At 62.4% G+C, this 26,314-nt stretch carries 26 protein-coding genes and 2 tRNA genes; 20 read left to right on the top strand and 8 right to left on the bottom strand.

The window, feature by feature from the left end; all coding sequences use genetic code 11:
- The first annotated feature begins 76 nt into the window (after nucleotides 1-76).
- Nucleotides 77-1,243: a pyridoxal phosphate-dependent aminotransferase gene (locus tag SPHINGO391_RS18635; RefSeq protein WP_152010244.1), complete on the top strand. Its 1,167-nt coding sequence runs from the start codon at nucleotides 77-79 to the stop codon at nucleotides 1,241-1,243.
- Between the two features lie 100 nt (nucleotides 1,244-1,343).
- Complete coding sequence (gene galE, locus SPHINGO391_RS18630; protein WP_152010243.1) at nucleotides 1,344-2,468, top strand: UDP-glucose 4-epimerase GalE; 1,125 nt, start codon at nucleotides 1,344-1,346, stop codon at nucleotides 2,466-2,468.
- Between the two features lie 23 nt (nucleotides 2,469-2,491).
- Here the strand turns inward: galE and SPHINGO391_RS18625 are convergent, their stop codons facing one another.
- A complete protein-coding gene (locus SPHINGO391_RS18625) occupies nucleotides 2,492-3,322 on the bottom strand; it encodes a crotonase/enoyl-CoA hydratase family protein (RefSeq protein WP_152010242.1) in 831 nt (276 codons plus the stop codon).
- Between the two features lie 223 nt (nucleotides 3,323-3,545).
- Here SPHINGO391_RS18625 and SPHINGO391_RS18620 point away from each other — a divergent pair, with 223 nt between their 5' ends.
- Both SPHINGO391_RS18620 and SPHINGO391_RS18615 read left to right on the top strand, forming a co-directional pair.
- Nucleotides 3,546-4,673, top strand: coding sequence for an aminotransferase class V-fold PLP-dependent enzyme (locus SPHINGO391_RS18620; protein ID WP_244615245.1), 1,128 nt, complete (start codon nucleotides 3,546-3,548; stop codon nucleotides 4,671-4,673).
- A 58-nt stretch (nucleotides 4,674-4,731) separates the two neighbouring features.
- Complete coding sequence (locus SPHINGO391_RS18615) at nucleotides 4,732-5,484, top strand: SDR family NAD(P)-dependent oxidoreductase (RefSeq protein ID WP_152010240.1); 753 nt, start codon at nucleotides 4,732-4,734, stop codon at nucleotides 5,482-5,484.
- 97 nt (nucleotides 5,485-5,581) lie between these two features.
- Here SPHINGO391_RS18615 and SPHINGO391_RS18610 read toward each other — a convergent pair.
- Nucleotides 5,582-5,656 (bottom strand) — tRNA-Thr (locus SPHINGO391_RS18610).
- A gap of 387 nt (nucleotides 5,657-6,043) precedes the next feature.
- Between SPHINGO391_RS18610 and SPHINGO391_RS18605 the strand changes: the two genes are divergently transcribed.
- From SPHINGO391_RS18605 to SPHINGO391_RS18560, 10 genes are all read left to right on the top strand, one after another.
- Entirely contained in the window at nucleotides 6,044-6,268 is a 225-nt protein-coding gene (locus tag SPHINGO391_RS18605) for a hypothetical protein (RefSeq protein ID WP_152011629.1), read from the top strand.
- A gap of 116 nt (nucleotides 6,269-6,384) precedes the next feature.
- On the top strand, nucleotides 6,385-7,674 hold the full coding sequence (gene murA, locus SPHINGO391_RS18600) for a UDP-N-acetylglucosamine 1-carboxyvinyltransferase (RefSeq protein WP_152010239.1): 1,290 nt from the start codon (nucleotides 6,385-6,387) through the stop codon (nucleotides 7,672-7,674).
- 149 nt (nucleotides 7,675-7,823) lie between these two features.
- Nucleotides 7,824-8,261, top strand: a complete 438-nt coding sequence (locus tag SPHINGO391_RS18595) for a DUF2948 family protein (protein WP_152010238.1) — start codon at nucleotides 7,824-7,826, stop codon at nucleotides 8,259-8,261.
- 72 nt (nucleotides 8,262-8,333) lie between these two features.
- Nucleotides 8,334-9,653: a histidinol dehydrogenase gene (hisD, locus tag SPHINGO391_RS18590; RefSeq protein ID WP_152010237.1), complete on the top strand. Its 1,320-nt coding sequence runs from the start codon at nucleotides 8,334-8,336 to the stop codon at nucleotides 9,651-9,653.
- Between the two features lie 5 nt (nucleotides 9,654-9,658).
- Complete coding sequence (locus tag SPHINGO391_RS18585; RefSeq protein ID WP_152010236.1) at nucleotides 9,659-10,135, top strand: UPF0262 family protein; 477 nt, start codon at nucleotides 9,659-9,661, stop codon at nucleotides 10,133-10,135.
- An 8-nt stretch (nucleotides 10,136-10,143) separates the two neighbouring features.
- A complete protein-coding gene (locus SPHINGO391_RS18580) occupies nucleotides 10,144-10,611 on the top strand; it encodes a low molecular weight phosphatase family protein (RefSeq protein WP_152010235.1) in 468 nt (155 codons plus the stop codon).
- Nucleotides 10,612-10,718: 107 nt separating this feature from the next.
- Nucleotides 10,719-10,937: a translation initiation factor IF-1 gene (infA, locus tag SPHINGO391_RS18575; RefSeq protein WP_004435948.1), complete on the top strand. Its 219-nt coding sequence runs from the start codon at nucleotides 10,719-10,721 to the stop codon at nucleotides 10,935-10,937.
- A gap of 22 nt (nucleotides 10,938-10,959) precedes the next feature.
- The gene (locus SPHINGO391_RS18570; RefSeq protein WP_152010234.1) at nucleotides 10,960-11,580 is read left to right on the top strand and encodes a Maf-like protein; all 621 of its coding nucleotides are present in this window, start codon (nucleotides 10,960-10,962) and stop codon (nucleotides 11,578-11,580) included.
- Between the two features lie 4 nt (nucleotides 11,581-11,584).
- Nucleotides 11,585-11,785 carry a DNA gyrase inhibitor YacG gene (gene yacG, locus SPHINGO391_RS18565; RefSeq protein ID WP_152010233.1) on the top strand — a complete coding sequence of 67 codons (201 nt, stop codon included), beginning with the start codon at nucleotides 11,585-11,587 and terminating at the stop codon, nucleotides 11,783-11,785.
- Between the two features lie 359 nt (nucleotides 11,786-12,144).
- A tRNA-Phe gene (locus tag SPHINGO391_RS18560) sits at nucleotides 12,145-12,220 on the top strand.
- Nucleotides 12,221-12,327: 107 nt separating this feature from the next.
- On the opposite strand, the gene SPHINGO391_RS18555 is transcribed toward SPHINGO391_RS18560, so the two are convergent.
- From SPHINGO391_RS18555 to SPHINGO391_RS18535, 5 genes are all read right to left on the bottom strand, one after another.
- Entirely contained in the window at nucleotides 12,328-13,137 is an 810-nt protein-coding gene (locus SPHINGO391_RS18555) for a DeoR/GlpR family DNA-binding transcription regulator (RefSeq protein WP_244615244.1), read from the bottom strand.
- A gap of 112 nt (nucleotides 13,138-13,249) precedes the next feature.
- A complete protein-coding gene (locus tag SPHINGO391_RS18550; protein WP_152010232.1) occupies nucleotides 13,250-14,317 on the bottom strand; it encodes an ABC transporter permease in 1,068 nt (355 codons plus the stop codon).
- Nucleotides 14,314-15,873, bottom strand: coding sequence for a sugar ABC transporter ATP-binding protein (locus SPHINGO391_RS18545; RefSeq protein ID WP_152010231.1), 1,560 nt, complete (start codon nucleotides 15,871-15,873; stop codon nucleotides 14,314-14,316). Before SPHINGO391_RS18545 ends, SPHINGO391_RS18550 begins: the two co-directional genes overlap by 4 nt.
- Nucleotides 15,870-16,532 carry a DUF2291 domain-containing protein gene (locus SPHINGO391_RS18540; RefSeq protein WP_152010230.1) on the bottom strand — a complete coding sequence of 221 codons (663 nt, stop codon included), beginning with the start codon at nucleotides 16,530-16,532 and terminating at the stop codon, nucleotides 15,870-15,872. The genes SPHINGO391_RS18545 and SPHINGO391_RS18540 overlap by 4 nt, the downstream gene beginning before the upstream one ends.
- A gap of 146 nt (nucleotides 16,533-16,678) precedes the next feature.
- Nucleotides 16,679-17,620 (bottom strand): D-ribose ABC transporter substrate-binding protein, encoded by a 942-nt coding sequence (locus tag SPHINGO391_RS18535; RefSeq protein WP_152010229.1) that lies wholly within the window; start codon nucleotides 17,618-17,620, stop codon nucleotides 16,679-16,681.
- Between the two features lie 353 nt (nucleotides 17,621-17,973).
- On the opposite strand from SPHINGO391_RS18535, the gene SPHINGO391_RS18530 reads away from it, so the two are divergent.
- The 4 genes from SPHINGO391_RS18530 to SPHINGO391_RS18515 are packed head-to-tail and all read left to right on the top strand — an operon-like array spanning nucleotide 17,974 to nucleotide 22,700.
- Complete coding sequence (locus SPHINGO391_RS18530; RefSeq protein WP_152010228.1) at nucleotides 17,974-19,440, top strand: fucose isomerase; 1,467 nt, start codon at nucleotides 17,974-17,976, stop codon at nucleotides 19,438-19,440.
- 9 nt (nucleotides 19,441-19,449) lie between these two features.
- Nucleotides 19,450-20,283 carry a transketolase gene (locus SPHINGO391_RS18525; RefSeq protein ID WP_152010227.1) on the top strand — a complete coding sequence of 278 codons (834 nt, stop codon included), beginning with the start codon at nucleotides 19,450-19,452 and terminating at the stop codon, nucleotides 20,281-20,283.
- Nucleotides 20,283-21,245, top strand: coding sequence for a transketolase C-terminal domain-containing protein (locus tag SPHINGO391_RS18520; RefSeq protein ID WP_152010226.1), 963 nt, complete (start codon nucleotides 20,283-20,285; stop codon nucleotides 21,243-21,245). Before SPHINGO391_RS18525 ends, SPHINGO391_RS18520 begins: the two co-directional genes overlap by 1 nt.
- A 3-nt stretch (nucleotides 21,246-21,248) precedes the next feature.
- On the top strand, nucleotides 21,249-22,700 hold the full coding sequence (locus tag SPHINGO391_RS18515; RefSeq protein ID WP_152010225.1) for an FGGY-family carbohydrate kinase: 1,452 nt from the start codon (nucleotides 21,249-21,251) through the stop codon (nucleotides 22,698-22,700).
- Between the two features lie 187 nt (nucleotides 22,701-22,887).
- Here SPHINGO391_RS18515 and SPHINGO391_RS18510 read toward each other — a convergent pair whose 3' ends face one another.
- Nucleotides 22,888-23,592 carry a GntR family transcriptional regulator gene (locus SPHINGO391_RS18510; protein WP_193217344.1) on the bottom strand — a complete coding sequence of 235 codons (705 nt, stop codon included), beginning with the start codon at nucleotides 23,590-23,592 and terminating at the stop codon, nucleotides 22,888-22,890.
- Nucleotides 23,593-23,698: 106 nt separating this feature from the next.
- On the opposite strand from SPHINGO391_RS18510, the gene SPHINGO391_RS18505 reads away from it, so the two are divergent.
- Complete coding sequence (locus SPHINGO391_RS18505) at nucleotides 23,699-25,165, top strand: FAD-binding oxidoreductase (RefSeq protein WP_193217343.1); 1,467 nt, start codon at nucleotides 23,699-23,701, stop codon at nucleotides 25,163-25,165.
- Between the two features lie 62 nt (nucleotides 25,166-25,227).
- Nucleotides 25,228-26,214, top strand: a complete 987-nt coding sequence (locus SPHINGO391_RS18500; protein ID WP_244615243.1) for an MBL fold metallo-hydrolase — start codon at nucleotides 25,228-25,230, stop codon at nucleotides 26,212-26,214.
- Nucleotides 26,215-26,314 lie beyond the last annotated feature (100 nt).

Genomic DNA, 26,314 nt, shown 5'->3' with positions numbered 1-26,314 from the left:
AAATCGATGGATCGATCATGCCAGAACAGATGCGGTCGATCCCTGGAACGGGTAAGAGAGGCAAACGGAGTTTGCCATGAACCAGTTCGAAAGCCTGAGCCGCCGCGCCATAGAGGCCCCCGAAAGCGGCATTGTTGCCGTGGTCAATCACGGTCGTCTCAAGCCGGGGCTGATCCCGCTCTGGGCAGGCGAGGGGGACGAGAAAACTCCCGATTTCATCGCGCGGCCCGCCGCCGACGCCATGCTTGCCGGCGAAACCTTCTACACCTGGCAACGCGGCATTCCCGAACTCAGACAGGCGCTGGCCGAGTACCATGCCCGCCTGTTTGGCCGGCAATTGCCGCTTGATGCCTTCTGCGTCACCGGTTCGGGCATGCAGGCGATCAAGATCGCGGTCGAGGCGGTAGTTGATCCCGGCGACGAAGTCATCCAGATCTCGCCGGCCTGGCCCAACTTCGCAGCAGCGCTTGGCATGTCCGGCGGTGTTTCGGTACCGGTGCCGCTCGATTATGCCAATGGTCGCTGGAGCATCGATCCTCAGCGCATGGCGGACGCGATCACGCCCAGGACCCGCGCGCTCTTCATCAATACGCCTTCCAATCCGACCGGCTGGACCGCGACGCGTGAAGATCTGGTGGCCATTCTTGCGTTGGCGCGCAAGCATGGCCTGTGGATCATCGCCGACGAGATCTACACCCGCTTCTTCTATGCTGGCGGCCGCGCGCCTTCGTTCATGGATATCATGGATGATGATGACCGCATCATCTTCGTCAACACCTTCTCCAAGAACTGGTCGATGACCGGCTGGCGTGTCGGCTGGATCGTGGCCCCGCCCGCGATCATCCAGGTGCTGGAAAACAGCGTTCAGTACCAGACCTCGGGGGTGGCCCAGTTCATGCAGAAAGGAGCACTCGCGGCTCTTGAGCACGGTGAAGCCTATGTCGAGGCCCAGATTGCCAAGGCTGCAACCGCGCGCGATCTGTTCTGCGATGCGCTGACCAGCACCAACCGTGTTGTTACCCAGAAACCCGACGGCGCCTTCTACGCGTTCTTCCGGATCGACGGCGTCAGCGACACCAGGGCCGCGGCCATCGACATTGTCGACCGGGCCGGCGTCGGCCTGGCACCGGGGACCGCCTTCGACAAGGGAGGAGCCTCCTTCCTGCGCGCCTGCTTCCTGCGTCGCCTCGACCATGTCGAGGAAGCCGCCGGCCGGTTGGCGGACTACATCTCATCACTGTGATGCCGGTCCGGTGTGCCCCACACAGGCACACCGGGGATTCATGGTTTCTTGAAACTTGAGGTTCATCCTGCGGTGGTGGAAGCACCATCGAGGGATTGGCATGACGGTTCTGGTGACCGGCGGAGCAGGATATATCGGAAGCCACATGGTCTGGGCGCTGCTGGATGCGGGCGAGCGGGTCGTCGTCGTCGACCGCCTGTCCACGGGCTTCGAATGGGCGGTGGCGCCCGAGGCAGAACTCATCCACGCCGACGTGTCCGACACCGCGGCCATCGCCGAAATCATCCGCGCGCATGGCATCGAGGCGATCATTCATTTCGCCGGCTCGATTTCGGTGCCGGAATCCCTCGCCGATCCGCTGGGCTACTATCAGAACAACACTGCCAATTCCCTGGCGTTGATCCGGACTGCTATTGCCACCGGAGTGAAGCAGTTCGTGTTTTCCTCCACCGCCGCCGTCTACGGGACGCCCCGGAGCGATGGGGCGATCGCCGAGAACACGCCGACAGTCCCGGAATCGCCCTATGGCGCCTCCAAGCTGATGACCGAGACGATGCTGGCCGATGCCGCGGCCGCGCATGAGTTCCGCTATGCGGCGCTGCGCTATTTCAACGTCTCGGGCGCCGATCCCCTGGGGCGCACCGGGCAATCCACCCGCGGAGCCGCCAACCTGATCAAGGTGGCGACCGAAGCCGCCATGGGCAAGCGTGACGGGATCGAGGTCTTCGGCAGCGATTATCCGACCCGCGACGGCACCTGCATCCGTGATTTCATCCACGTGACCGACCTGGTCGCAGCCCATCTTGACGCGCTGACCTATCTGAGGGCGGGTGGCGACAGCCTCGTCGCCAATTGCGGCTACGGACGCGGCTACACGGTGCGCGAGGTGCTCGATTCGGTCCGCCGGCTCAGCGGCCGCGATTTCGAGGTCCGCCTCGGTCCCCGTCGCGAGGGCGACATCGTCACCTCGGTTGCCGATTCAACCCGGGCCCGCACGGTGCTGGGCTGGACGCCGCGCCACGATGACCTCGACAAGATCGTTGGCAGTGCGCTTGCCTGGGAAGCGGCGCTTGCGCGCAGCAACCACACAATTGACGAGCCTGCGGAGCAATCTTCAAGGCGCATCGTGCTGGACTGGACGCCGCCCCACGACGACATGGAGGAGATTGTCGGCAACGCGCTGGCCTTCGCCCCCGTTCTGGCACGCCGCAGACACAGCCGATAAGATCGGCTGCCGGTCATGTGCCGTTACCTGGATACCGGCTTAAGACCATCAAACACCGGCGGCCGCTTCTCACCCTTGGCCACATAGGCTTCCCGGATGTCATCGGGACGCAGCATCGCCGCGTTCCACACCGAAATGTAGTCGAGCGTGTCGGCAGTCGAGTGATCGCGGGAATAGTTCGCCAACGCCTTGCAGCCGGCAACTGCCAGCGGCGAGTGCGCGGCGATCTTGCGTGCGATCGCCATGACGCCGTCGAGCAGGTCCTCGTGACTGTCGAACACCTCGTTTACCAGCCCGATCTGCAAGGCCTTAGCGGCCGGAAGCCGCTCTGCCGTATAGGCCATCTGCCGCGCCCAGCCTTCCGGGATGAGCTTGACCAGCCTTGGGAAGGTGCCGACATCGGCGGTCATGCCGATCGCAGTTTCCTGCACGGCAAAGAAGGCATCCGCCGAGGCGTAGCGGCAGTCGCACGCGGTTGCGAGGTCAACACCGGCGCCGATTGCACCGCCCTGAATGGCCGCAAGCACCGGCTGGCGGGCGCGCTCAAGTGCCGAGAAGGTCTCCTGCAGCGCCTTGATCTTGTAGCGGAAGGCTTCCGCCGAGACATGCGCATTGGCGCTGTCGCCATCGAGACTGCCGCTCATGAACACCGAAATGTCCATGCCCGCGGTAAAATGCTTGCCCTGAGATGAAATCACGATCACCCGGGCCTCGGCATCATTGGAAATCCTGTCGACCGCTTCGGGCAGCTCCTTCCAGAATTCCGGGGTCATCGAATTGGCCTTGTCCGGCCGGTTGAAACGGATATGGGCGATATGGTCGGCAATCTCGATCGTGAAGCAAGCATAGGTCATGGCGGTCTCCCTTTTCCTCCTTGTAGCTTCCGATCGGACATTGAGAAACCGGCGGGATGCGTGATTTTGCAGCGCTCCGGGGCAGGCCGGCGCCGCGCGTCAATTTGGCCCTGGCAGACTTATTGAGGCCTCATGTCTTCAATGTTTCTGGAAACCGGCCTATAGCGGTCTTGAGGCCTGCTCTTGAGCGGTCATTGCGAAAGAGGAGTTTGAGGACATGAACATGACGGCGTCACCCGTGGACCCGGAAGGTCTGATGGAATTCTCGGTGGTCTTTACCGATCGTTCGCTCAATCACATGTCCAAGGCGTTCCAGGGGGTCATGACCGATCTCTACGCCATGCTCTGCGAAGTCTATCACGCCGACGCTGCGGTCATCGTTCCCGGTGGCGGAACCTTCGGCATGGAGGCGGTCGCCCGCCAGTTTGCCACGGACAACAAGGTGATGGTCATCCGCAACGGCTGGTTCTCATACCGCTGGACGCAGATCTTCGAGATGGGCGACATCCCTTCCGAAACAACGGTGATCAAGGCCTCGCAAGTGGGCAATGAAACCACCTCCGCCTTTGCCCCTGAAGCCATCGAGGCGATTGTCGCCAGCATTCGCGAAGAACGGCCGGGCGTCGTTTTCGCCCCACATGTGGAAACCTCCGCGGGCGTCATTCTGCCCGATGACTATCTCAAGGCGATTGCCCAGACTGCCCACGATGTCGGTGCCCTGTTCGTGCTCGATTGCATTGCCTCGGGTTGCATCTGGGTCGACATGGAAGCCACCGGCGTCGATGTGCTGATCTCCGCCCCGCAGAAGGGCTGGAGCGCGTCGCCCGCCGCCGGGCTGGTCATGCTTGGCGCCCGGGCGCTTGAGCGGCTGGGAGAGACCAGCAGTTCGAGCTTTGCGGTGGATCTGCGTAAATGGCACGACATCATGCAGGCCTATGTCAGCGGCGGCCATGCCTATCATTCCACCATGCCGACCGATGCGCTTGTGGTGCTGCGCGACCGCATGATCGAGACCCGCGATTTCGGCTTCAAGCTTGCTTGCGAGCGGCAATGGGAACTCGGCCGCAAGGTCCGCGTCCTGCTTGCCGCGAACGGCTTCAAGTCGGTTGCCGCTCCCGGCTTCGAGGCGCCGGGCGTTGTCGTCAGCTACACCAGGGACCCGGAGTTCCAGAACGGCAGGAAATTCATGGCCGAGGGCATGCAGATCGCCGCCGGCGTGCCGCTGATGTGCGATGAACCCGCTGATTTCCGTACCTTCCGCATCGGTCTGTTCGGCCTCGACAAGCTTGGCGATGTCGACGGCACGGTGGCCAAGCTTGAAGCCGTGCTCGACAAGCTTGCTGAAGGCTGAGGCCAGACGGCGGACGAGTTTCTCCGGTTGAAAACATCATTTTGGGGCGAGGGGCGGCATGTCTGAAAAAGTGGCTTTGGTAACGGGTGCTGCCCGGGGCATCGGCCTTGCAACCACACACCTGTTCATCGAGCAGGGCTGGCGCGTGGCCATGGTGGATCGCGATGGCGACGAATTGCACAAGGCTTCGGCCGGTCTCAACCAGGCCAGCGCCTTCGTCCATGATGTCTCGATTCCCGATCAGGTCGATGACATGGTGCGGTCCGTGGTCACCAGCTTCGGCCGTATCGATGCGGTGGTCAACAATGCCGGCGTTGCCGATTTCGGCCAGATCGAGGACACCGATTTTTCGCGCTGGCGCACGGTGATGGCGACCAATCTCGACGGCGTCTTCCTCGTCTCCCAGGCAACCATCCCGGCGCTGCGGCAAACCCGAGGCGCGCTTGTCAACATCGCCTCGATCTCCGGGCTGCGCGCTTCGACCCTACGGGTTGCCTACGGCACATCAAAGGCCGCCGTCATTCACCTGACCAAGCAGCAGGCCGCCGAACTCGGCGAGTACGGCATCCGCGCCAATTGCGTCTGCCCCGGCCCGGTGCGCACCAAGCTCGCCATGGCGGTCCACACGCCCGAGATCATCGCCGCCTACCACGATGCGATCCCGCTCAACCGCTACGGCTCCGAACGCGAGATCGCCGAGGTGATCACCTTCCTGTGCTCGGACAAGGCCAGCTACGTCACCGGCCAGGTCATCGCATCGGACGGCGGCTTCGAAAGCACCGGCGTCGGCCTGCCGGCGCTCAGGACATAAGAGCCCGGCAGACTCCCGCGCCTTCGCTCTGCAACCGAATCACGGCAAAGCCGAGCCAAATCGCACAAGCGTCTCTGTCTGTTTTGGGGTGCAAAACTGGTGCTGCCGGAGAGATTCGAACTCTCGACCTCTCCCTTACCAAGGGAGTGCTCTACCCCTGAGCTACGGCAGCCCTTTGCTTCGGTTCTGATCAGTGGCCGGACGGGAGAATGTCTCGGTCAGCCGCTGTCCATGTCGCTCTTCCGTTCGGATCGAAAGGCTCAAAACGACTGAAGCGGCCCGCTATTGCCACAGCTTGGACAGGAGTGCAAGCGCAAACGGGCGATTGGCGTGACAAGTTTCAAAAACCCCGGAAATGGTCGGTCCGGCCGCTTGGGACTGCTGCCAGATCTGTCCGGCGGTTGGGCAGGTTGTTGCCGTGGAGTCTGCTCCAGCCCGAATCCCGCGGGCGCGGTTTCCGGCTCGCCGGTCGGCGGCGGCGGGTGGTGACGGATCGGCTGTCCGGGCCTGGCTTGAGTGTCTTCACCTGCGCAAGGTTTTGCGCTATCGCTGGCCCGTCATGAACGAAAAGACACCATCAGATACGGATGCAAGCCAGCGCAAGGCTGAGGTTGAACGTCAGGCGGCGAAACGGGCCCAGCGCAGTGCCGAGCAGCTGCGCGCCAACCTGCAGCGTCGCAAGGCGCAGGTCCGCGCCCGGCGCGAGGGCCATGCCGACGAGACCGACGGGCTGCCCGCTTCCGGCAGTCCGGCCGCCGCTGAGGACGCATCCGACGCGGATTAACCGCGACGCCGTCCTCGTGTTGCCGCATTCCCGTTGATGGTCTAAACAGCCCACCAGATATTTTTCAGGACTTGCCGCCGGGGGACCGGCGCAGTCCGAAACTCCAAGAGGACAGCATGGATCGCATCAGGATCGTTGGCGGAAATCCGCTCAATGGCGTCATTCCGATTTCCGGCGCGAAGAATGCGGCTCTGCCGCTGATGATCGCCTCGCTTCTGACCGACGACACGCTGACGCTGGAAAACCTGCCGCATCTCGCCGATGTCGAGCAGTTGCAGCGCATCCTCGGCAATCACGGCGTCGATATTGCCGTGGTTGGCCGCCGCGAGCGCCAGGACAGCGCCTATGCCCGCACCGTGCACTTTACCGCCCGCACCATTGTCGACACCACCGCACCTTACGAATTGGTCTCCAAGATGCGTGCCAGCTTCTGGGTCATCGGACCGCTTCTGGCCCGCATGGGCGAGGCCAAGGTCTCGCTGCCCGGCGGTTGCGCCATCGGCACCAGGCCGGTTGATCTGTTCATCGAGGGGTTGCAGCATCTCGGTGCCGAGATCACCATCGAGAACGGCTATGTCGATGCCCGCGCCCCCAAGGGCCTGATCGGCGGACGTTACGTGTTCCCGAAGGTCTCCGTCGGTGCCACCCATGTCATGCTGATGGCGGCGACGCTGGCCAAGGGGCAGACGGTGATCGACAATGCGGCGCGCGAGCCCGAAGTCGTCGATCTTGCCAATTGCCTTATCGCCATGGGCGCCAAGATTTCCGGTGCAGGCACCTCGACCATCACCATTGATGGCGTTGCCTCGCTGTCGGGGGCCCGTCACCGGGTGCTGCCCGACCGCATCGAGACCGGCACCTATGCCATGGCGGTGGCCATGACCGGCGGCGACGTGCTGCTGGAAAACACCTCCGACACACTTCTCGAAAGTGCTCTTCTGGCGCTCAGCCGAACCGGCGCGGAGATCATCCCGGAGCAAGGCGGCATTCGTGTCCGCCGCAATGGCGGCGACATTCTGCCCGTCGACATCACCACCGATCCGTTTCCCGGCTTCCCCACCGATCTGCAGGCGCAGTTCATGGGGTTGATGACGCGCGCCAACGGCATCTCGCACATCACCGAAACGATCTTCGAGAACCGCTTCATGCATGTTCAGGAACTGGCGCGCCTGGGTGCGAAGATCTCGCTTTCAGGCCAGACCGCAACGGTTACCGGTGTGCCGGTGCTGCGCGGAGCCCCGGTGATGGCGACCGATCTGCGCGCCTCGGTGTCGCTGGTCATCGCCGGCCTTGCCGCCGAAGGCGAGACGGTGGTCAACCGGGTCTACCATCTCGATCGCGGCTTCGAGCGGCTGGAAGAGAAGCTGACCAATTGCGGCGCCGTGGTCGAGCGCATCAGCGGCTAGCCATCCCCGCGCTGTCCGGCTATGGCCTCTGCCACAATCCGCAAGCGCCACCTTGTGCGCATTGCGCTTTGCCCTCGGGGTGCCTACCTTGCAGTGCAGCACTCGCCCTGAGACGGGCAAGCCCTGAATAAAGAAGATCCGAGGATTTTATGGACAGTCTGAAACTGATCGCCCTTGATGAAGCGGATCTGGCCGTGATTTCCGCCTGCCTGCAGGACGCCGTGTTCAAGACCGGCGACACCCGGTTTCTCGGCAAGGACAGTGTTTTCACGCTTGAGGCCAACCGCTTCGTCTGGGAAGAGGGGCGCGACAAGAAGACTTTCGAGCGCCGCCGCGCACTGCTGGTGATCAAGCAAGTCCATTCGGTCAGGTCGCTGGGTGCAAAACCCAAGGATTCCGAAACTGTGCATTCGCTGCTCGCCTTGCGGTATCTGCCCGGCGAGGAAGCACCCGCGGGCACCATCGAGCTGGTCTTGTCGGGCGGCGCGGTGATCCAACTGGACGTCGCCTGCATAGAAGTACAACTGGCCGATGTCGGCGGCGGCTGGGAAACCAAGTTCAGGCCGCGTCACCCTCTGGGCGGTTAGCGCGATCTGCGCGGCCGGTTTGAAGCGGCTGCGCGCGGCGCGATGATGATGATTTGAAATAGGGGCAGCACATTGGTACTGAGGCTCAATTCCCGGCAGCCGGATTTCGAAACCCGCTTTGCCGCGTTCCTGACCACGAAGCGAGAAGTTTCGGTGGATGTCGAGACCGACGTCCGCGCGATCATCGCCGAAATCCGCGAGCGCGGCGATGAGGCGCTGCATGATTTCAGCCAGCGCTTCGACCATATCGATACCCGCGCTCTCGGCCTTGCCGTCACCGCCGAAGAGATCGAGGCGGCTTTTAAGGCCACCGACCCGCAGATCATCACGGCCCTCGAGCTCGCCCGCGACCGCATCGAAAGCCACCACAAGCGGCAGATGCCCAAAGACGATCACTACGTTGACGCGCTCGGGGTTGAGCTCGGCTCGCGCTGGACGGCGATCGAGGCCGTCGGGCTTTACGTGCCGGGCGGCACGGCGAGCTATCCGAGTTCGGTGCTGATGAACGCGGTTCCCGCCAAGGTGGCCGGTGTCGAGCGGATCGTCATGGTGGTGCCGGCGCGCGACGGCGCGCTCAACCCGGTGGTTCTTGCCGCGGCCCGCATTGCCGGTGTCACCGAGATCTACCGGATAGGCGGCGCCCAGGCGATCGCGGCGCTGGCCTATGGCACCGAGACCATCCGCCCCGTCGCCAAGATCGTCGGTCCTGGCAATGCCTGGGTGGCCGCCGCCAAGCGCCAGGTCTTCGGCACTGTCGGCATCGACATGATCGCCGGACCGTCGGAGGTGCTGGTGATGGCCGACCCCGACAACAATCCCGACTGGATCGCCGCCGACCTCCTGGCCCAGGCCGAACATGACGCCGGCGCGCAGTCGATCCTGATGACCCGCGACGAGGCCTTCGGCGAGGCGGTGATCGAGGCCGTCGAGCGGCAACTCTCGACGCTGGGCCGTGCTGACACCGCGCGCAGGAGCTGGGCCGATTTTGGCGCCGTCATCGTCGTGCCGGACTGGGAGACAGCGCTGCCGCTCGCCAACCGTATCGCCGCCGAGCATCTGGAAATCGCCACCGAAGACGCCGAGGCGTTGGCCGCGCGGATCCGCAATGCCGGCGCCATCTTCATCGGCCGCCACACGCCGGAAGTGATCGGCGACTATGTTGGCGGCTCCAACCACGTGCTGCCGACGGCGCGCTCGGCGCGGTTTTCCTCGGGCCTCTCCGTGCTCGACTATGTCAAGCGCACCTCTGTTCTCAAGCTCGGTGCTGAGCAGTTGCAGTCGCTCGGCCCTGCTGCCATAACACTGGCGCAGGCCGAGGGGCTTGATGCCCATGCGCGCTCGGTCTCGATCAGGATGAATCAGCGTGGCCTGGGGCTGGACGGGGACCTTTAGAAAGAATGACGGCGGCGGACACTCAACGGCTCTCGGATGTTGTGCTCGATGAAACCATCGGTCGCGCAACGCCTGATGTCGAGCACGAGCGCGCTGTCGCCATCTTCGATCTGATCGAGGAGAACTGCTTCGAGCCTGTCGGCCATGACAAGGGCCCCTACAAGCTCAAGCTCTCGCTGATTGATTCCAAGCTGGTGTTCTCGATCACCACTGTGGCCGACGAACCCGTTGCCACCCATATCCTGTCGCTGACCCCGTTCCGCCGCATCGTCAAAGACTATTTCATGATCTGCGAGAGCTACTACGAGGCCATCCGCTCCTCGACGCCGAGCCAGATCGAGGCGATCGACATGGGCCGGCGCGGCATTCACAACGAAGGCTCGCAAACCCTCATGGACCGGCTCGACGGCAAGATCAGCATGGATTTCGACACTGCCCGGCGGCTGTTCACCCTGGTCTGTGTGCTGCACTGGCGCGGTTAGAGACCGCCATGGCGGACGACATCACCCCGGTTCCCGCCAAGACCACGCCCGGCGCGGTGCTGTTTGTCTGCGGCATGAACGCCATCCGCTCGCCGATGGCCGAGGTGATCGCCCGTTCGATCCTGCCGCCGGGCACCTATATAGCTTCTGCCGGGGTGCGGCCGGGTGAACGCGATCCCTTCGTTGATGTGGTTCTGGACGAGATCGGGCTCGATCTCGGCAACCGGCAGCCGCAAACACTTGATGAGCTCGAGGACGATTATTTCGATGTCATCGTCACCCTGGCCCCCGAGGGGCATCACCGGGCACTGGAACTTACCCGCGGCAACGCCGTTGAAGTGATATACTGGCCCACACCCGACCCGACGGTCGCCACCGGCACCCGCGAGCGCATTCTTGATGCCTACCGCGAGGTGCGCGATATGCTCAAACAGCGGATCGCTTCAGGCAAGGGCTGGTCGCGGGGGCCTGCGTAGCCGTGAATCAATTTGGTTCACAAAGCGCTCGTCTTTGTGTAGGTTCCGCCCAAATTTCAGGCCCGCGCGTTTTGCGCCGCCTTTTCTAAAAGAAAGACAGACACTGAATGGCGAAAGAAGAAGTTCTTGAATTTCCGGGCGTGGTCACCGAACTGCTGCCGAATGCAACTTTCCGGGTGAAGCTCGAAAACGAGCATGAGATCATCGCGCACACCGCGGGCCGCATGCGCAAGAACCGTATCCGCGTGCTTGCCGGCGACAAGGTGCTGGTCGAGATGACCCCCTACGATCTGACGAAAGGCCGCATCACCTACCGCTTCAAATAGGCGCTAGGTGTGACGCCGCCCCATGGCACGATCGCAAAAACTGATCCTCGCATCCGGTTCGCCACGCAGGCTCGAGCTGCTCGACCAGGCAGGCATTGCCCCTGACCGGCTGATGCCGATGGATCTCGACGAGACCCCGCAGCGCTCCGAACATCCCCGCTCGCTCGCCCGCCGGCTGTCGCGCGAGAAGGCCGAAGCCGCCCTTGCCCAGACCCGGACCGATCCGGCCTGGAAGGATGCCCATATCCTTGCCGCCGACACGGTTGTTGCCGTCGGCCGCCGCATCCTGCCCAAGGCGGAACAGATCGACGAGGCCTCGAACGCGCTGTATCTGCTGTCGGGCCGCAATCACCGCGTCTTTACCGGCATCTGCCTGGTAACCCCCGACCACACCATCCGCCAGAAGATCGTCGAGACGCGCGTGCGTTTCAAGCGGCTTTCAAGGGTCGAGATCGAAAGCTATCTCGCCTCGGGCGAGTGGCGCGGCAAGGCCGGTGGCTACGCCATCCAGGGCCGGGCCGGAAGCTTCGTGGTCAAGCTGGTGGGGTCCTACAGCAATGTTGTCGGCCTGCCGCTTTACGAGACCGTGGCCCTGCTGACCGGTGAAGGCTATGACGTTCACTACAAGTGGCTCGAGGGCTGAAGCGATGACTGACGGCAAGGTAACACCGTTGCGCAAGGCACAGCCGTGCCCGGAATGTGGCCGCCCGTCGACCCGCGACAGCTATCCCTTCTGTTCCGAGCGTTGCCGCGGCGTTGACCTCAACCGCTGGCTGAACGGCGGCTATGCCATTCCGGTGACCGAAGTCGAGGACAACCAGGACGACGATTTCGACGACCGCGGCTGACGATCCGCGTGGCGTGTTTCAACATTGCGCCGGTAGGCGCGCAAAGCCGCGCTGTCTCCCGGCCCCGCCTGCTACAGGAGAGGGGAGACAGGCCGCTTCGAAACCCGCCCCGCTCGGCCCCGCAAGACTGTGCGCCCGCTGGCGCCTTCACCATACCCCTGGCATGGTAGCGCGCGGAATCAGGCGTTGCGACAGCCATCGGGCATGCCGGCTGGCGAATTCTTGCTGCCCGCGCAAAAAACCGCAAAAAGGGTGCTGGACAGTGTCTTCCAAGATGGTATAACGCGCTCGCTTTCGGCATTGGAAATCTCCTTTGCCGGCAAGCTTCTGGTCCAGCCTTTAAGGCTCTTGGACCGGATGCCCGGATAGCTCAGTTGGTAGAGCAGCGGATTGAAAATCCGCGTGTCGGTGGTTCAAATCCGCCTCCGGGCACCACTTCTAGTCTTTCTTGTTTGATTTCAAGCTGACGTATGCGGCCGAAGTCGCATATGGCCTCCTGGAGCCGTTATTTGGCTCCATGAAAGAACAAAGACGCGCCGTTTTTACTCAGCGATCAAAACTTCGACGCCACGGCGCTCGAATTCCTTGGCGTCGGCGTCAGAGATGCCGTCATCGGTTATGAAGGAATGCACCAGCTCCAGTGCTCCCAGGCGGGTGAAGGAGGTGCGGTTGATCTTGGTCGAATCCGCCACGAGGTAGACATGGCTTGCCGCCTTGATCATGGCTTCCTTGAGCTGGAGATCGGCAAAACTCGGATAGGTCAGGCCCGAGTCGAGCCCCACGCCGGCAGTCGCCAGGAACAGTTTTCCGGCAAAGATATTGCGGAAATACTCGACCGACTTGTCCCCGGAAAGCGACAGGGTCGGCGCCTTGAACTGGCCACCCGGCATGTGCACGGCGAACCCCGGAACGGTGCCGAGAACCACTGCGATGTTGAGCGCGTTGGTGATGACCGTGAGGTTCTTGCGGCCGGTCAGCCGGGTGGCGATTTCGGTTGTTGTCGTCCCGGCATCCAGGATCAGGGTTTCGCCGTCAGAGACGAGGTTCGCCCCATAGGCCCCGATCTTGCGCTTCCGGTCCATGTTGACCTGGTGATGCAGGACAAACCCCTGCACCTGTCCGCGCATCGCATTGAGAAAGGCGCCACCGTGTTCGCGGGTGATGTGCCCTTCCTTTTCAAGCCGTTCAAGGTCCTGCCGAATGGTGGCTTCAGAGACCTGGAAGGCCGACGACAGATCGCGGACGCGGGCCGAGCCCTCTTCCTCGATCCATTCCAGGATACGGCGGCGGCGGGGTTCGGACAACAGACCAGCCATGCTTCCGTTGCGCTCGGTATCCGGTTGGTCCTGCAAGCCGTTACTCCCTGATTTCGGTCACCTGCCGCCACTGACCGTATGCATACCTGACTTAGTTTCAAACCCCTTCGAGAGCAACACCTCCGGCAGACTTCACACTTTCCGGGGCCTACCGGTTGAGCGCCACTTCCTGGGCCAGCGCGACCCTCGCCTGCAGCCGGCTTTGAGCCTGGTCGATGACCACGGCGGCGATGATCACCAGCCCCTTGATCACCATCTGCCAGAACGAGGAAACCCCCATCATCACAAGACCGTCGGAGAGGATGCCGATGACGAAGGCGCCAACAATGGTTCCCGCGATCCGGCCACGCCCGCCGGACATGGAGGTGCCGCCGAGAACTGCCGCAGCGATGGCATTGAGCTCGAAGAATTCACCGGTCGCCGGATGCGCGGCCTTGAGCTGCGAGGCGATGATCAGGCCGACCAGCGCCGCCATCAGGCCCGAGAACATGTAGACGAACATCTTGACCCGGTTGACCCGCACACCGGACAGCGCGGCGCCGCGCTCATTGCCTCCGGTCGCATAGATTTGCCGACCGAGCGGTGTCCGGCTGGCGATGTAGCCGGCCGCCAGCGAAACCGCGACCAGCATCCACACCATCACCGGAAGGCCGAGAAAGCTCCCGGTTCCGATCAGGTAGAAACTATCGGAGCCATACTCCGGATTGCCGTTGAGGTTGGGAAAGGTCTGTCCGTCGGAGAACAGCAGCGCCGCGCCACGGGCCACATAGAGCATGCCCAGGGTGGCGATGAAGGGTGCCACGTTCAACCGCGTTATCAATATCCCGTTGATGCAGCCGACCAGCGCCCCGGCCAGGCAGACGATGGCGACGATCTCCAGCGTGTTGAACTGCAAAGAGTAGCCGACGCCCAGATCGATGCCGTTGAGCACCAGATAGCCGGCAATCATGCTGGTCAGCCCGACGACGGAACCAACGGAAAGATCGATGCCGCCGGTGATGATGACAAATGTCATGCCGATGGCGAGGAACGCGTTGATGGCCACATGCTTGGAAATGAGAATGGCGTTGGCTGCGCTGAGAAAGTTCGGCGCCATCACCGAGAAGAACGCAAACACCAGCAAAAGCGCCACAAGGGTGCGCGCCTTGAGCAGCAACAAAAGCCAGTTGTGCCCCGATCCAGAATTCGCCGCAGCGCCGTTACTCATCACTGTCATGATACAAGGTCCTTGTTTCTGCTTCTGGCGCTTGCCGGCGTTGCCGCTGCGATCACGTCCGCTGCATCCGCTCCCCTGCCGAACTCGCCGCTGATGCGGCCATCGGCGAGAACGATGATCCGGTCGGAGAGCGCCAGCACTTCCTCGAGATCGGAGGTGACGAAAATGATCCCGATGCCTTCCGCCGCCAGATTGCGCATCTTGTGGTAGATTTCCGCTTTCGCGCCGATGTCGATGCCGCGCGACGGCTCGTCCATCAGCAGCACCTTGGGCCCGGTCATCAGCGCCTTGCCGATCACCACCTTCTGCTGGTTGCCGCCCGACAGCGACGACACAGGGTTCTCCTGGCTGGCGACCTTGACCGTCATCCGCTTGATGAACTCCGCGGCCCTCTCCGCTTCCTTGCGCAGGTTCAGATGAAAGCCGGCGGTGAACTGGGCGAGTGAGGAGAGGGTCATGTTCTCGCGAACGGACATGATCTGGATCAGCCCGTCGCGCTTGCGGTCCTCGGGCACCAGGGCGATGCCGCGCGCAATGCGTCCGGCGACATGGGGCTCGCGCATCTCCTCGCCATCAACGAAGAAATGGCCCCGCGCCTCGGGATGCTGCGCCATGATACATTCGAGGAATTCGGACCGGCCGGCGCCCATCAGCCCGTAGAGCCCGAGAATTTCTCCGGCGCGGACCGTCAGCGAGACATGATCGACCATGTAGCCGCCGCCCATCTTGGGCAGCGCAATGTTCTCGGCGCGGAACACCTCGCGGCCGAATTCATGGCCGAGCGATTGCGAGAAATCCTTGGATTTCTCGCCGATCATGGCCTGGACGATCCAGGGAATATCGACGCCCTGCATCGGCCTTGAGCCGGTGATCTCCCCGTCCCTGAGAACGGTGATGTAGTCGCCCACCCGGATCAGTTCCTCAAGCCGGTGCGAAATGTAGACGATGCCGACGCCCTGGGCCTTGAGCTCACTGATGATGCGGAACAGGACCTCCACTTCCGCCGCCGAGAGCGCCGAGGTCGGCTCGTCGAGGATCAGGATCCTGGCATCCTGGGCCAGCGCTTTGGCGATTTCGACGATCTGTTGCTGGCCGATCCGCAGGTGGCCGAGCGTGGTGTTGGGATCAATGTCCTGCTCGAGCCGTTGCAGCAGCACGCGGGTGCGCTCCTCCACCGAGTCATGATCGATATCGAAGCCGAAGCGGACCGGCTCCCGTGCCATGAACACGTTGTCGCAAACGCTCATGTCCGGAAACAGGTTGAGTTCCTGGAAGACGATGCCGATGCCGCTGGCCACGGCGTCATCCTTGGTGCGAAACACCACCGGGCGACCATCGACGGTGATCTCGCCGTTGGTCAGCGTCTCGACGCCGGCGATCACCTTCATCAGGGTTGATTTGCCGGCGCCGTTCTCACCGACAAGCACATTGACCGCGCCCATGCGGATGTCGAAATCGACACCCTTGAGCGCCACGGTGCCGGGATAGACCTTGGTGGCTCCGCGAATGGTCAGTCCGACCGGATGTGGCTCGTGGATCTCGGCCGTCTGGTTCATGGCAACACGTCCACGCTGATCGGTGTGACGAGAACCGCCTCGTCCGCTTTTTTCAGCGGCGTGACCCCGGTAAAGGCCATCCTGCGGCCGACCAGATCGCCTTCGGGCAATTGCACCATGGCAGAGACCTGGTCGTTGAGCGCCCGGCCGAGCTTGGCAAACTCGATCTGGTCGCGGAAATCATCGAAATTGTAAAATGGCGCGATGTCGCGCAGCGCGTTGCCGCGAATGACCGGGCCAAGCTGCACGGTCACGTCGGCGGAACCGTCGCCATCGATATCCAGCTCCGCCACCCGGGCACGGGTATCGAGCTTGGCAGAGACGATCCTGCCGCTGTCGGTGATGGCGAAGTTCCAGGCAGCGCCCTGGCCGGAGCCGCGGTTTCCGTGGGACTGACCGGCCTCGTCGAGCCCCTGGGCAAGGGCCGTACGGAAGGCCTGGTAGCTCAGCGCCCTGTCGCGCACATAGGGCAGGAGCCGGGTTTCAAACGTATCGGAAATGCGCTGCCCGGTACGGACCTCGTCGCCGCTCGCGCCCGCTGAAACGGCCTTTTCGTCCTCGGGCACATTCTTGACCAGCTTGCAGCCCGACAGGCTGAAAACGGCCACTGCGCACAGGGTCAGGATGGTTCCGCGGGGCAGGATTGTCTTGCTGATCATGATGCTCTCTGGCGTAGCGATTTGAAATGCACCACGGAGACGGCCTCGCCGCGTCCTGCCATTTCATACCCGTCCCGTCGGCCGGCGTTCACATAGACGAAAACCGGAGCGCGGATGTACCGCGCCCCGGCCGAACATGTTCAAACTTACTCGGACAGAGCAAAAGTCTCGAGCTTGGCCGCGTTGTCGCCGTTGATCAGCACGCAATCCATCAGCTGCTTTTCATCGAGGCCGGTGGAGCCGGTTTTGATGTACTTGTCCGCCTGTTCGACAGCCAGCTGCGCCTGCTGGTAGGCGGGCTGGAGGACGGTGGCCTTGATGCCACCGGCCATGATCGAGTCCCGCACATCGTTGGAGCCGTCGAAGCCCACGACGATCACATCGGTGCGCCCCGCCGCCTCAAGCGCGGCCCAGGCGCCCATCGCCATGGTGTCGTTGCCCGAGATCACGCCCTTGATGCCGGGATTGGCCTGCAGCATCGATTCCATGACCGTGAAAGCCTCGGTCTGCGACCAGTTGGCGGTCTGGCGGGCCACCGACTTGAGATCGGGATACTGCGAGATGACGTCGGCATAGCCCTGGCTGCGGATGCCGGCGTTGGTGTCGGATTCCTTGCCGACGAGTTCGGCATACTCACCGGCTTCGCCCATCAGCTTGACGAATTCTTCGGCGCCGAGCTGGGCGCCCTGGTAGTTGTTGGACACGATCTGCGAAACGGCAACGCCGGTGGCGGTGATTTCACGGTCGATCAAGAATGACGGAATGCCCGCATCCTTGGCTTTCTGCACGGCGGCGACGGATGCGTCGGCACCGGCATTGTCGAGAATGATGGCCGCGACACCTGCCGCAATCACCGTGTCGAACAGTTCAGACTGCTTGTTGGCGTCATCATCGTGCACCAGCACCATGGTGTCGTAGCCCAGCTCCTTGGCCTTTGCGGCAGCACCGTCGGCCTCGGCCTTGAAGAACGGGTTGTCGTGGCTCGGGGTGATGATGGCGATGGTGGCGGCCGATGCGGCGAAGCCGGTGGTGGCTCCGAAAACTCCCAAAGCCATGGCGGTAATAAGCAGACGTCTCTTGATATTCATGATGGATCCTCCCTTGAAAATCGCACCCCCTCCGGGTGCAACTTCTGGACGGGAATTCGGCATCAATTTTTGTTTGTTGTCAATAAATATTTCGTTTGCTGCGTTTTTTCGCTCCAAAACCACAGCATTCGACATACATTCGAAATCACTCAGAAACATGATTGTGGCGTGGATTCAATGAATTGTCCGAAACACAAGCCGACTTGTGAACAAAAATGTCATCCGTAGCGAATATCTAGGAGCATGCATGCTTGCATCAAAACTCTCTATTCGATAACATTCGAAAGCATCCGAAAGGCGACGTCACATGTTTCGACGGGACCCGACGGGGGCGATGGTATCGGGAGGACCAGATGATACGGACTGTGAACCGCAGAATTTCACTCGGCGTCGTGATCGGAAGCCGCGCCTTTTTCAGTCCGGCTCCGTGTATTGATGCACGCACGCAGGTTGTGGCGCAACTCGAAAAGCTGGGCATCGATGCCGTGATCCTTCCGGTGGATGCGACCGACAATGGTGCCGTGCAATCGATCCCCGACGCCAAGCTGTATGCCGAGCACTTCAAGACGCATCGCGACAGGATTGACGGCCTGGTCATCTGCCTGCCCAATTTCGGTGACGAGATCGCCATCGCCGAATTGATCAACCGCGCCAGGCTCAACGTGCCGATTCTGCTGCAGGCCTCCAATGACGAACTCGACAAGGTCGATGTGCACTCGCGCCGCGATGCCTATTGCGGCAAGCTCTCGGTCGCCAACAATTTCTGGCAGTACGGCGTTGCGTTCACGGAGACGACCAACCACACCTGTGATATCGAAAGCGATGAATTCCTGGGCGACCTCGACCGATTTTCCCGTGTCTGCCGAACGGTCTACGGCCTGAGGAGCGCCCGCATCGGCGCGATCGGCGCCCGGACCTCACCGTTCCAGACAATGCGGTTTTCCGAAAAGCTGCTGCAGCAGTCCGGCATCACGGTGGTGACCGCCGATCTGTCGGAACTGATCGGCGCGGCGGACGCCATCAAGGACGAGGACGGGGATCTTGTTGCAGGTCTCGAGCGGATCCGGAATTACGGCCGCATCCCCGCGCATATCCGCGAGACGCAGGTGCTCAAGCAGGCGAAATGGACGCTGGCCGTCAATCGCTGGATCGCGGAAAACGAATGCGACGCCTCGGCGATCCAGTGCTGGCGCTCGCTTCAGGACAATTTCGGCTGCGCCACCTGCCTCACCATGTCGATGATGGGCGAGGATCTGGCGCCGTCGGCCTGCGAAGTCGATGTCATGGGCGCGGTGTCGATGTATGCGCTGACGCTTGCTTCCAGTGCACCGGCCGCGATCCTCGACTGGAACAACAATTACGCCGACCATGTCGACAAATGCGTCTGCACCCATTGCGGAAACTTCCCCAAGAGCTTCCTCGGCACCACGCCGGAGATCGGCGAACTCGACGTGCTGGGCGAAGTCATTGGCCGCGAAAAATGCTTTGGCGCAGTCAAGGGCAAGGTGCAGCCCGGAAACATGACCTATTTCCGGCTGTCATCCGATGACCGCAACGGCGTCCTCAAGGCCTATGTGGGCGAGGGGGAGTTCACCGACGATCCATTCGGCATGGACGGCGGCATCGCCGTCACAAAAGTCGAGCGGCTGCGCGAACTGATGCGGTTCGTCACCCAGAACGGGTTCGAGCACCACGTCGCCATGGTGCGCGGCCATTACGGCGACGTCGTCAACGAGGCCATTACCCGCTATCTCGGCTGGCCGGCCTATCACCACAACTGCACGCCCGAGCCGCAGCTTTTCTTTCCAAACCGCAAGTGAGACAGGCGGATGCCCCACGCTTTGAAAACCGACAATTCCGACGCCGTCATCCGCGCCAAGGCGCTGTGGATGCGGCAGCAGGCCATGAAGATGGTCTATGCCAAGCAGCTGGGCCATCTGGGCGGAGACTTCTCCGCGATCGACGTGTTGGCGACGCTCTATTTCGGTGTGCTTCGCTACGACCCCGCGCGGCCCGACCGGGCCGACCGGGACCGCTTCGTCATGTCCAAGGGCCACGCGACCGGCGCGCTCTACACGGCGCTGTGTGCCGCGGGCTACTTCCCGCAAGACTGGCTCGACACCTATATGGGCCACCACTCTAAGCTCAACGGTCACCCGAACCGCCAGTACCTGCCGGGGGTGGAGACCAATACCGGACCACTCGGCCATGGTTTTCCGGTGGCGCTTGGCATCGCCATAGCCGGACAGATCAGCAAAGCGGACTACCGCACCTACGTGCTGACCGGCGACGGCGAGCAGCAGGAGGGCTCGAACTGGGAAGCGGCCATGACCGCGGGCCACCGCAAGGTCAAGAACCTGACGCTGATTATCGACCGCAACCGGCTGCAGCAGGGTGCCCGGACCGAGGACACGGCCGGGCTGGACCCGCTTGACGACAAATACCGCGCCTTCGGATGGCACGTTGTCGAGATCGACGGCCATGACTACGGGCAACTGCTGGAGACCCTTGGCGCACCGGTGGGTACTCGCGACAAGCCGCTGTGCGTGATTGCCAACACGGTCAAGGGCAAGGGCGTATCGTTCATGGAAAACCAGGCGAAATGGCACCATGGCGTGCCGAACGCGGAGCAATTCGCGCAAGCAATGAAGGAACTGGTCTGATGGCTGTCGCTGCAGCAACCGCCGCCCCGGGTTTTGATTGCCGGAAGGCCTGGGCCGAGACACTGGAATCACTCGCCGCTGCTGACGAGCGCATCGTCGTCGTGGTCAATGATTCGGTCGGCTCGTCCAATCTCGGCGGCTTCCAGGAGAAGTTTCCCGGCCGCACCGTCAATGTCGGCATTGCCGAGCAGACCATGGTGGGGGTCGCCGCGGGCCTCGCCAATGGCGGCAGGATTCCGTTCGTCTCCGCGGCCTCCTGTTTCCTGACCGCACGGGCGCTCGAGCAGATCAAGGCGGACGTCGCCTATGCAGGGTTCAACGTCAAGCTGGTGGGCCAGTCATCCGGTATCGCCTACGGCGAACTCGGGGCCACCCATCACTCGATCGAGGATTTCGCCTGGCTCAGGGCGCTTGGCCCGATCACCGTGATCGCGCCCTGTGATGCCTGGGAAACCGCCGAAGCGGTGAAATGGGCGGCGGCCCACGAGGGGCCGGTCTATCTGAGGCTTTCGCGGATGAAGGTGCCGACCCTCGACCTGCCGGACCGTGTTTTCACGCCCGGCAAGGCGGAACTGCAGAGAGCGGGGAGCGATGTCACCATCGTCGCCAACGGCACCACGGTTCACCTGGCCATCGAAGCGGCGGAGACCCTGGCCGCGGAAGGGATTTCGGCCCGTGTTCTCAACATGCACACGATTACCCCGCTCGATACCGACGCAGTGATCTCGGCGGCCAGGGAAACCGGAGCCATCGTCACCGTCGAGGAAGCGCTCGATCGCGGCGGCCTCGGCGGCGCGGTGGCGGAATGCACCTCCGCAACCCATCCGGTGCCGGTGCAACGGGTCGGCTTTCCCGGCTTCATGCCGACCGGCTCCATCGCCAGCCTGTTCGAGGAATTCGGCCTGAGCCGCGAGGGCATTGCGAGTGCTGCCCGCATTGCGATCCGCCGCAAGGGAGCCTGATCGATGCTTGTTCTGGCGATCGACCAGGGAACGACCAACACCAAGGCACTGGTGGTCGACGAGAGCGGCCATATCCATGCCCAAGCCTCCGCACCGTCAACCACGGACTATCCGCATCCCGGCTGGGCGGAACAATCGTCCATTGCGATATGGGACAACACCCGGTCGGTGATCGATGCCGTTGCTGCGCAGCTGAAGGGCCGCAGCATCGACGCCATCGCCATCTCCAACCAGCGCGAAACCATCGTGGCGTGGGACGCGGAAACCGGCAAACCGGCTGGCCCGGCAATCCTGTGGCAATGCAGCCGGACCGCGCCCGAATGCGCGGCACTGATTGCTGCCGGACACAACGCAGCCGTTGAAGCGGCAACGGGGCTCGGGATCAACCCGATGTTTCCCGCCTCGAAACTGGCGTGGATGCTGAAGCACCGGCCGGAGGCCCTGCGCCTGCTCGACCAGGGGCGTCTGCGGACCGGCACCGTCGACAGCTGGCTGTTGTGGAACCTGACGTCCGGAGCGACGTTTGCGACCGACCATTCCAATGCCTCGCGGACGCAATTGTTCGATACCGAACTACTTCATTGGAGCGACGAACTGGCGGAGATTTTTGGAACGCCGACATCCTGCCTGCCCACTCCGCGGCCTTCGGACAGCCGCTTCGGAGAGACTGCTCGGGACGCAACCAGCCTTCCCCCCGGCATTCCCATCATGGCCATGATGGGAGACAGCCATGCGGCGCTCTATGGCCACGGCGTTCACAAACCCGGCACCGTCAAGGCGACCTATGGCACCGGCTCATCGCTGATGACGCTGACCCCGCAGCGCGTCACCTCCAGCCACGGACTGTCAGGCACCATCGCCTGGACAGACAAGTCCGGCACGGCCTATGCGCTTGAGGGCAACATTCTTGTTTCGGCGCAGGCGGCCGCCTTCATTGCGGGGCTTCTGGGGATCGGCGATGCCGGCAAGCTTTCCGCGCTGGCGCAAACCGTGGAGACGGCAGGCGGGGTCACCTTCGTGCCCGCACTGTCCGGGCTCGGTGCGCCGCACTGGAACGATCATGCCACGGGCACGGTTTCCGGCATGACCCATGGCACCAAGCCGGCGCATGTCGCCCGGGCCACTTTCGAAGCCATTGCCCTGCAGATCAGCGACGTGTTCGAGGCGATGCAGTCCGATGTCGGCGAGCGGCTTGCCGGGCTCAGGACCGATGGCGGCGCTTCGTCCAACGCGTTCCTGATGCAACTGCAATCCGACCTGCTGCAACGTCCTGTGGAAAGCGCCGTGGTGGAGGAGGTCAGCGCACTGGGGGCAGCGGCGATGGCGTTCCGTGCGCTCGGACAGGAATGGCTGCCCGACATGCGCAGCAAGCGCTATGAGCCGCGGATGGTCCCGGACTCAGCCAAGACTATTCGCGCCGTTTGGCGTGACGCCGTTCGGCGCGCCTGCAGCTAATTCTGGATGTTTGATATCGGCGTTGTCGCGGAAGTCGCAATCATGCGGGGGCGCCGCTGCCTTGATGCCGGACAGCTCAGATGCCTTCATGACTTCACCCATTGAAGAGGGGTTTGGCTTCAACAAGCGGCATCTGATGAGCGGGCGTCAGCGTGTCCTGATTTGACCGCGGTGGTCCCCGGCGGGTTTACGCCGCTGTTGTAGAGAGTCCGTCAAAAAGCGTTGTTTCGGACAAGGCCCTTCGATAAGCATCGACGAGATGGGTCGCATGAACATCAATGAGTTTTTCCGCTTCCTTCACATCTTTGGATCGGCAAGCCTCAAGTACTGCCAGGTGCTCACCCATCGACCTGTCCAAGGTCTCGTTCATGATTGTGAAGAGATGGGTTCGTAATGCCATAAGCGGGCCGATCGTCCGCTTGTACGATGATGCGATCGAATGGTTCCCGCCGCTGATGATAATCGAGTTGTGAAAGTCGATATCACCCTTGGTGTATTTGAGGGCGTCCTCCAGCCGAGATGCCTCTGTCATTTTTCCGCAAGCATCTGCGAGACGCTTGAGCAGCGCTGGGTGATTGTTGGCGATGGCTTTGCGAATGGACGCTTTTTCCAGAATACAACGATGCTCGCTGATCTCGTCGACGGCCTTCAGGTCGGGGGTGAAGACGAACGAGCCGCGCTTGGGGGAAATCGTGACAAGGCCTTCGACCTGAAGAGCGGCAAGCGCATCGCGTACCGGCGAACGGCTGATGCCGAGCATGTCGGCGAGCCGCTGCTCTGACAATTTGCACCCCAGGGGCAAGTCTCCGGAGATGATCGCGTCGCGGATACGGTCAACCGTGACCTCCATCAGGGAGACCGGCTGCTCGATAGGTTTCAGGCTGTTGCTCATGGGTCTTGCTAACATGATACATGGTGGTTGACAATCGCATCTACCATGTACCATGTTAGTTTTGGATGGAGTGGGGCGGGCCTTCGAAGGCTGGCGGGAGTGGGACTTGAGTGAAGCTGTCAGACCATTGAAGGACGCATCTGCGGCGTTGATCGACGAGCTCTGTGCTATCGTCGGTGAGAAGCACGTCCTGATCGATGCCGCCGATATGGCCGGCTATCTGATTGACTGGACGCGGCAGTTTTCCGGAGATGCGATCGCCGTTGTACGTCCCTCGAGGACGGATGAGGTATCGCGGATCGTCAAGCTGTGCGGATCGGCCGGAGTTTGCATCGTCCCGCAGGGTGGAAACACCGGCCTTGCCGGAGGCGGTATTCCTTCATCAGTCACTCCCTCCATTGTCCTGTCGCTGTCGCGCATGAACACCATTCGCCACTTCGACGAGGCGGGCCGTACGGTGGTTGCCGAGGCTGGCGTGGTTCTTGAGGCCCTCCAGGCCTATGTGGACGAACGCGAGCTGTTCTTTCCGCTGATGTTCGGGGCCAAGGGCAGTTGCAGCATCGGCGGAACCCTGGCGACCAATGCCGGTGGGTCCAATGTGGTACGCTACGGAAACACCCGGGAGTTGTGTCTGGGGCTCGAGGCCGTCCTGCCGGATGGCTCGGTTTTCAACGGGCTGACCGGTTTGCGCAAGGACAACACGGGGTATGATCTCAAGGACCTGCTGATCGGTTCCGAAGGCACGCTCGGCATCATTACGGCTGCAGTGTTCAGGCTTTTCCCGAAGCCATTGACGCGCGTTACGGCATTCCTGTCGATGACCTCGGTCGATGCTGCAGTTCAGGCGCTCAACCGGATCCAGGACCGCACCGGTCAGTCGGTCGAGGCATTCGAATATGTTCCGGCACCGGTTCTCGGCGCGGTGGAAAAGGCCTTTCCAGAGCTGAGGTCGCCGCTCGAGGGACCGGTGGAGACAGGCGTGCTGCTGGAAGTCGGGTCAAGCCGGGTGTCAGACGCCAAGGCCGACGACACCGGTTCCACTCACCTTGCCACGGAGCTGCTTCTGGTTCTCGAGGAAATGATGGAATCAGGTGACCTGCTCGACGCGGCGATCGCGACGTCGGAGCAGCAACGTTCGGATCTTTGGCGCATGCGCGAATCCGTGCTTGAGGCCATCCTGGAATATGGAGCCTCCTATCACTTCGATATCTCGCTGCCGCTGGCGAACATTTCCTGGTTTCTCCAGGAGATGGACGAGATGGCTGCCGCGCTCGGATTCGAGACCCTTACCATCGGTCATCTCGGAGACGGCAATCTTCATTATGCGCTGGTCTGTTCCGACCGCGAGCGTTGGCAGACCCTTCCGCTCGGGCGGGCAAAGGAAAAGGCGTTCGAGTTGCTCAGGCGCTTGAACGGCTCCTTCAGCGCCGAGCACGGAATCGGACAAAGCAAGCTGGATGTGATGCGCGCGCTCAAGGAGCCGGCGCAACTTGACGCCATGCGCGCCATCAAGCGGGCCCTCGATCCTGAAGGGATCATGAATCCGGGCAGGCTGGTTCCGTTGGCGGAATGACCATCAGGCCGATCAGGGGCGCGGGTAAAGAGGCGCCATACATGCAAAGGGAGGATGAGCAGATGAAAGCAGGCAAGGTTTGGACTGGCATAAAGGCGGCCTCCGGCGCCGCCCTGATCGCCGGCATGATGGTGATGTCCGCAACGCCTGATGCCTCGGCGCAATCGCTTTTCGACGGCTGCCCGTCAGGCGCGATCCTTGAACGTTTCGTGGAGTTCGGGCGTACCGGAAAGATGCCGCCGGACCTGGGCAAGTGGCTCAACGACGCCGAGGCGCAAAAGGTCGAGCCCTGGAAGCCCTTCGACAATGTCGACTATGTCGGGGTCTGCTGGGTGTCGTCCTGGCTGGTTCAGACCGACGACGGATATGTGCTGATCGATACGCTGTATGGCCCGTTCATCGGCCAGCTTATCGAGAACCTCAAGTCGACCGGCGTTGACTTCGCCGACATCAGGTACGTGCTGATGACCCATGGCCATTTCGACCATGTCGGTGGTGCCGCAGCGCTCAAGCCATTGCTGCCCAATGCCCGGTTCGTGATGACGCAGGGCGGCTGGGACGAGGCTGTCGAATCCGCTCGGAAATCGGAATCCACGCCGCGCGCCTGGAAGATGATCGAGCCTGATATGGTGGTCAAGGACGGCGACACGATCGAACTCGGCAGCAACAGCTTCAGAGTGGTGGAAACGCCCGGACACACCTGGGGAACCGCTTCCTATCTCTTTGACGCAAGGGATGGCGATGACACGTATCGTGCAATCACCATTGGAGGGCTGGGTCTCAATGCAATCGACGGCCCAACCCAGGTTGAGGCCTACATCGAAAGCGTCGACCGGGTGCGCGCCCTGGTCGAGACCGGTGACGAGAAGGTCGAAGTCCACCTGACCACCCACGGGTTTTCCAACAATCTCGACGAGAACCGACAGAAACATCTGGCCCGCAAGCCCGGGGACCCGAATGTCTTTGTCGATCCCCAGGCATTGCTCAGCCAGGTGGAAACCTTGCGCGCCGGAGCGGTCGAGCGGCTTGAGGTCGAGAAGAAAAAGTAGCGGGGAGCATGCCGGTTCTGGACTGACCAGCCGCCGCGTGAGTGCGATCGGACGGATGTCCGCTACGGGACCGGGCACGCCGCGACCCGTCGGTGTCGAT

The organism is Hoeflea sp. EC-HK425 (assembly GCF_902498795.1).
GTDB lineage: Bacteria > Pseudomonadota > Alphaproteobacteria > Rhizobiales > Rhizobiaceae > Hoeflea > Hoeflea alexandrii.
Note: the sequence above shows the minus strand (reverse complement) of the source record. Positions and strands in the feature narration are given on the sequence as shown.

Bases quoted from the DNA above. Each gene is read 5' to 3' on its own strand.
- SPHINGO391_RS18635 (WP_152010244.1), top strand. From the start codon at position 77: ATGAACCAGTTCGAAAGCCTGAGCCGCCGCGCCATAGAGGCCCCCGAA.
- galE (WP_152010243.1), top strand. From the start codon at position 1,344: ATGACGGTTCTGGTGACCGGCGGAGCAGGATATATCGGAAGCCACATG.
- SPHINGO391_RS18625 (WP_152010242.1), bottom strand. From the start codon at position 3,322: ATGACCTATGCTTGCTTCACGATCGAGATTGCCGACCATATCGCCCAT.
- SPHINGO391_RS18620 (WP_244615245.1), top strand. From the start codon at position 3,546: ATGACGGCGTCACCCGTGGACCCGGAAGGTCTGATGGAATTCTCGGTG.
- SPHINGO391_RS18615 (WP_152010240.1), top strand. From the start codon at position 4,732: ATGTCTGAAAAAGTGGCTTTGGTAACGGGTGCTGCCCGGGGCATCGGC.
- SPHINGO391_RS18605 (WP_152011629.1), top strand. From the start codon at position 6,044: ATGAACGAAAAGACACCATCAGATACGGATGCAAGCCAGCGCAAGGCT.
- murA (WP_152010239.1), top strand. From the start codon at position 6,385: ATGGATCGCATCAGGATCGTTGGCGGAAATCCGCTCAATGGCGTCATT.
- SPHINGO391_RS18595 (WP_152010238.1), top strand. From the start codon at position 7,824: ATGGACAGTCTGAAACTGATCGCCCTTGATGAAGCGGATCTGGCCGTG.
- SPHINGO391_RS18585 (WP_152010236.1), top strand. From the start codon at position 9,659: ATGACGGCGGCGGACACTCAACGGCTCTCGGATGTTGTGCTCGATGAA.
- SPHINGO391_RS18580 (WP_152010235.1), top strand. From the start codon at position 10,144: ATGGCGGACGACATCACCCCGGTTCCCGCCAAGACCACGCCCGGCGCG.
- infA (WP_004435948.1), top strand. From the start codon at position 10,719: ATGGCGAAAGAAGAAGTTCTTGAATTTCCGGGCGTGGTCACCGAACTG.
- SPHINGO391_RS18570 (WP_152010234.1), top strand. From the start codon at position 10,960: ATGGCACGATCGCAAAAACTGATCCTCGCATCCGGTTCGCCACGCAGG.
- yacG (WP_152010233.1), top strand. From the start codon at position 11,585: ATGACTGACGGCAAGGTAACACCGTTGCGCAAGGCACAGCCGTGCCCG.
- SPHINGO391_RS18550 (WP_152010232.1), bottom strand. From the start codon at position 14,317: ATGACAGTGATGAGTAACGGCGCTGCGGCGAATTCTGGATCGGGGCAC.
- SPHINGO391_RS18545 (WP_152010231.1), bottom strand. From the start codon at position 15,873: ATGAACCAGACGGCCGAGATCCACGAGCCACATCCGGTCGGACTGACC.
- SPHINGO391_RS18540 (WP_152010230.1), bottom strand. From the start codon at position 16,532: ATGATCAGCAAGACAATCCTGCCCCGCGGAACCATCCTGACCCTGTGC.
- SPHINGO391_RS18535 (WP_152010229.1), bottom strand. From the start codon at position 17,620: ATGAATATCAAGAGACGTCTGCTTATTACCGCCATGGCTTTGGGAGTT.
- SPHINGO391_RS18530 (WP_152010228.1), top strand. From the start codon at position 17,974: ATGATACGGACTGTGAACCGCAGAATTTCACTCGGCGTCGTGATCGGA.
- SPHINGO391_RS18525 (WP_152010227.1), top strand. From the start codon at position 19,450: ATGCCCCACGCTTTGAAAACCGACAATTCCGACGCCGTCATCCGCGCC.
- SPHINGO391_RS18520 (WP_152010226.1), top strand. From the start codon at position 20,283: ATGGCTGTCGCTGCAGCAACCGCCGCCCCGGGTTTTGATTGCCGGAAG.
- SPHINGO391_RS18515 (WP_152010225.1), top strand. From the start codon at position 21,249: ATGCTTGTTCTGGCGATCGACCAGGGAACGACCAACACCAAGGCACTG.
- SPHINGO391_RS18510 (WP_193217344.1), bottom strand. From the start codon at position 23,592: ATGAGCAACAGCCTGAAACCTATCGAGCAGCCGGTCTCCCTGATGGAG.
- SPHINGO391_RS18500 (WP_244615243.1), top strand. From the start codon at position 25,228: ATGAAAGCAGGCAAGGTTTGGACTGGCATAAAGGCGGCCTCCGGCGCC.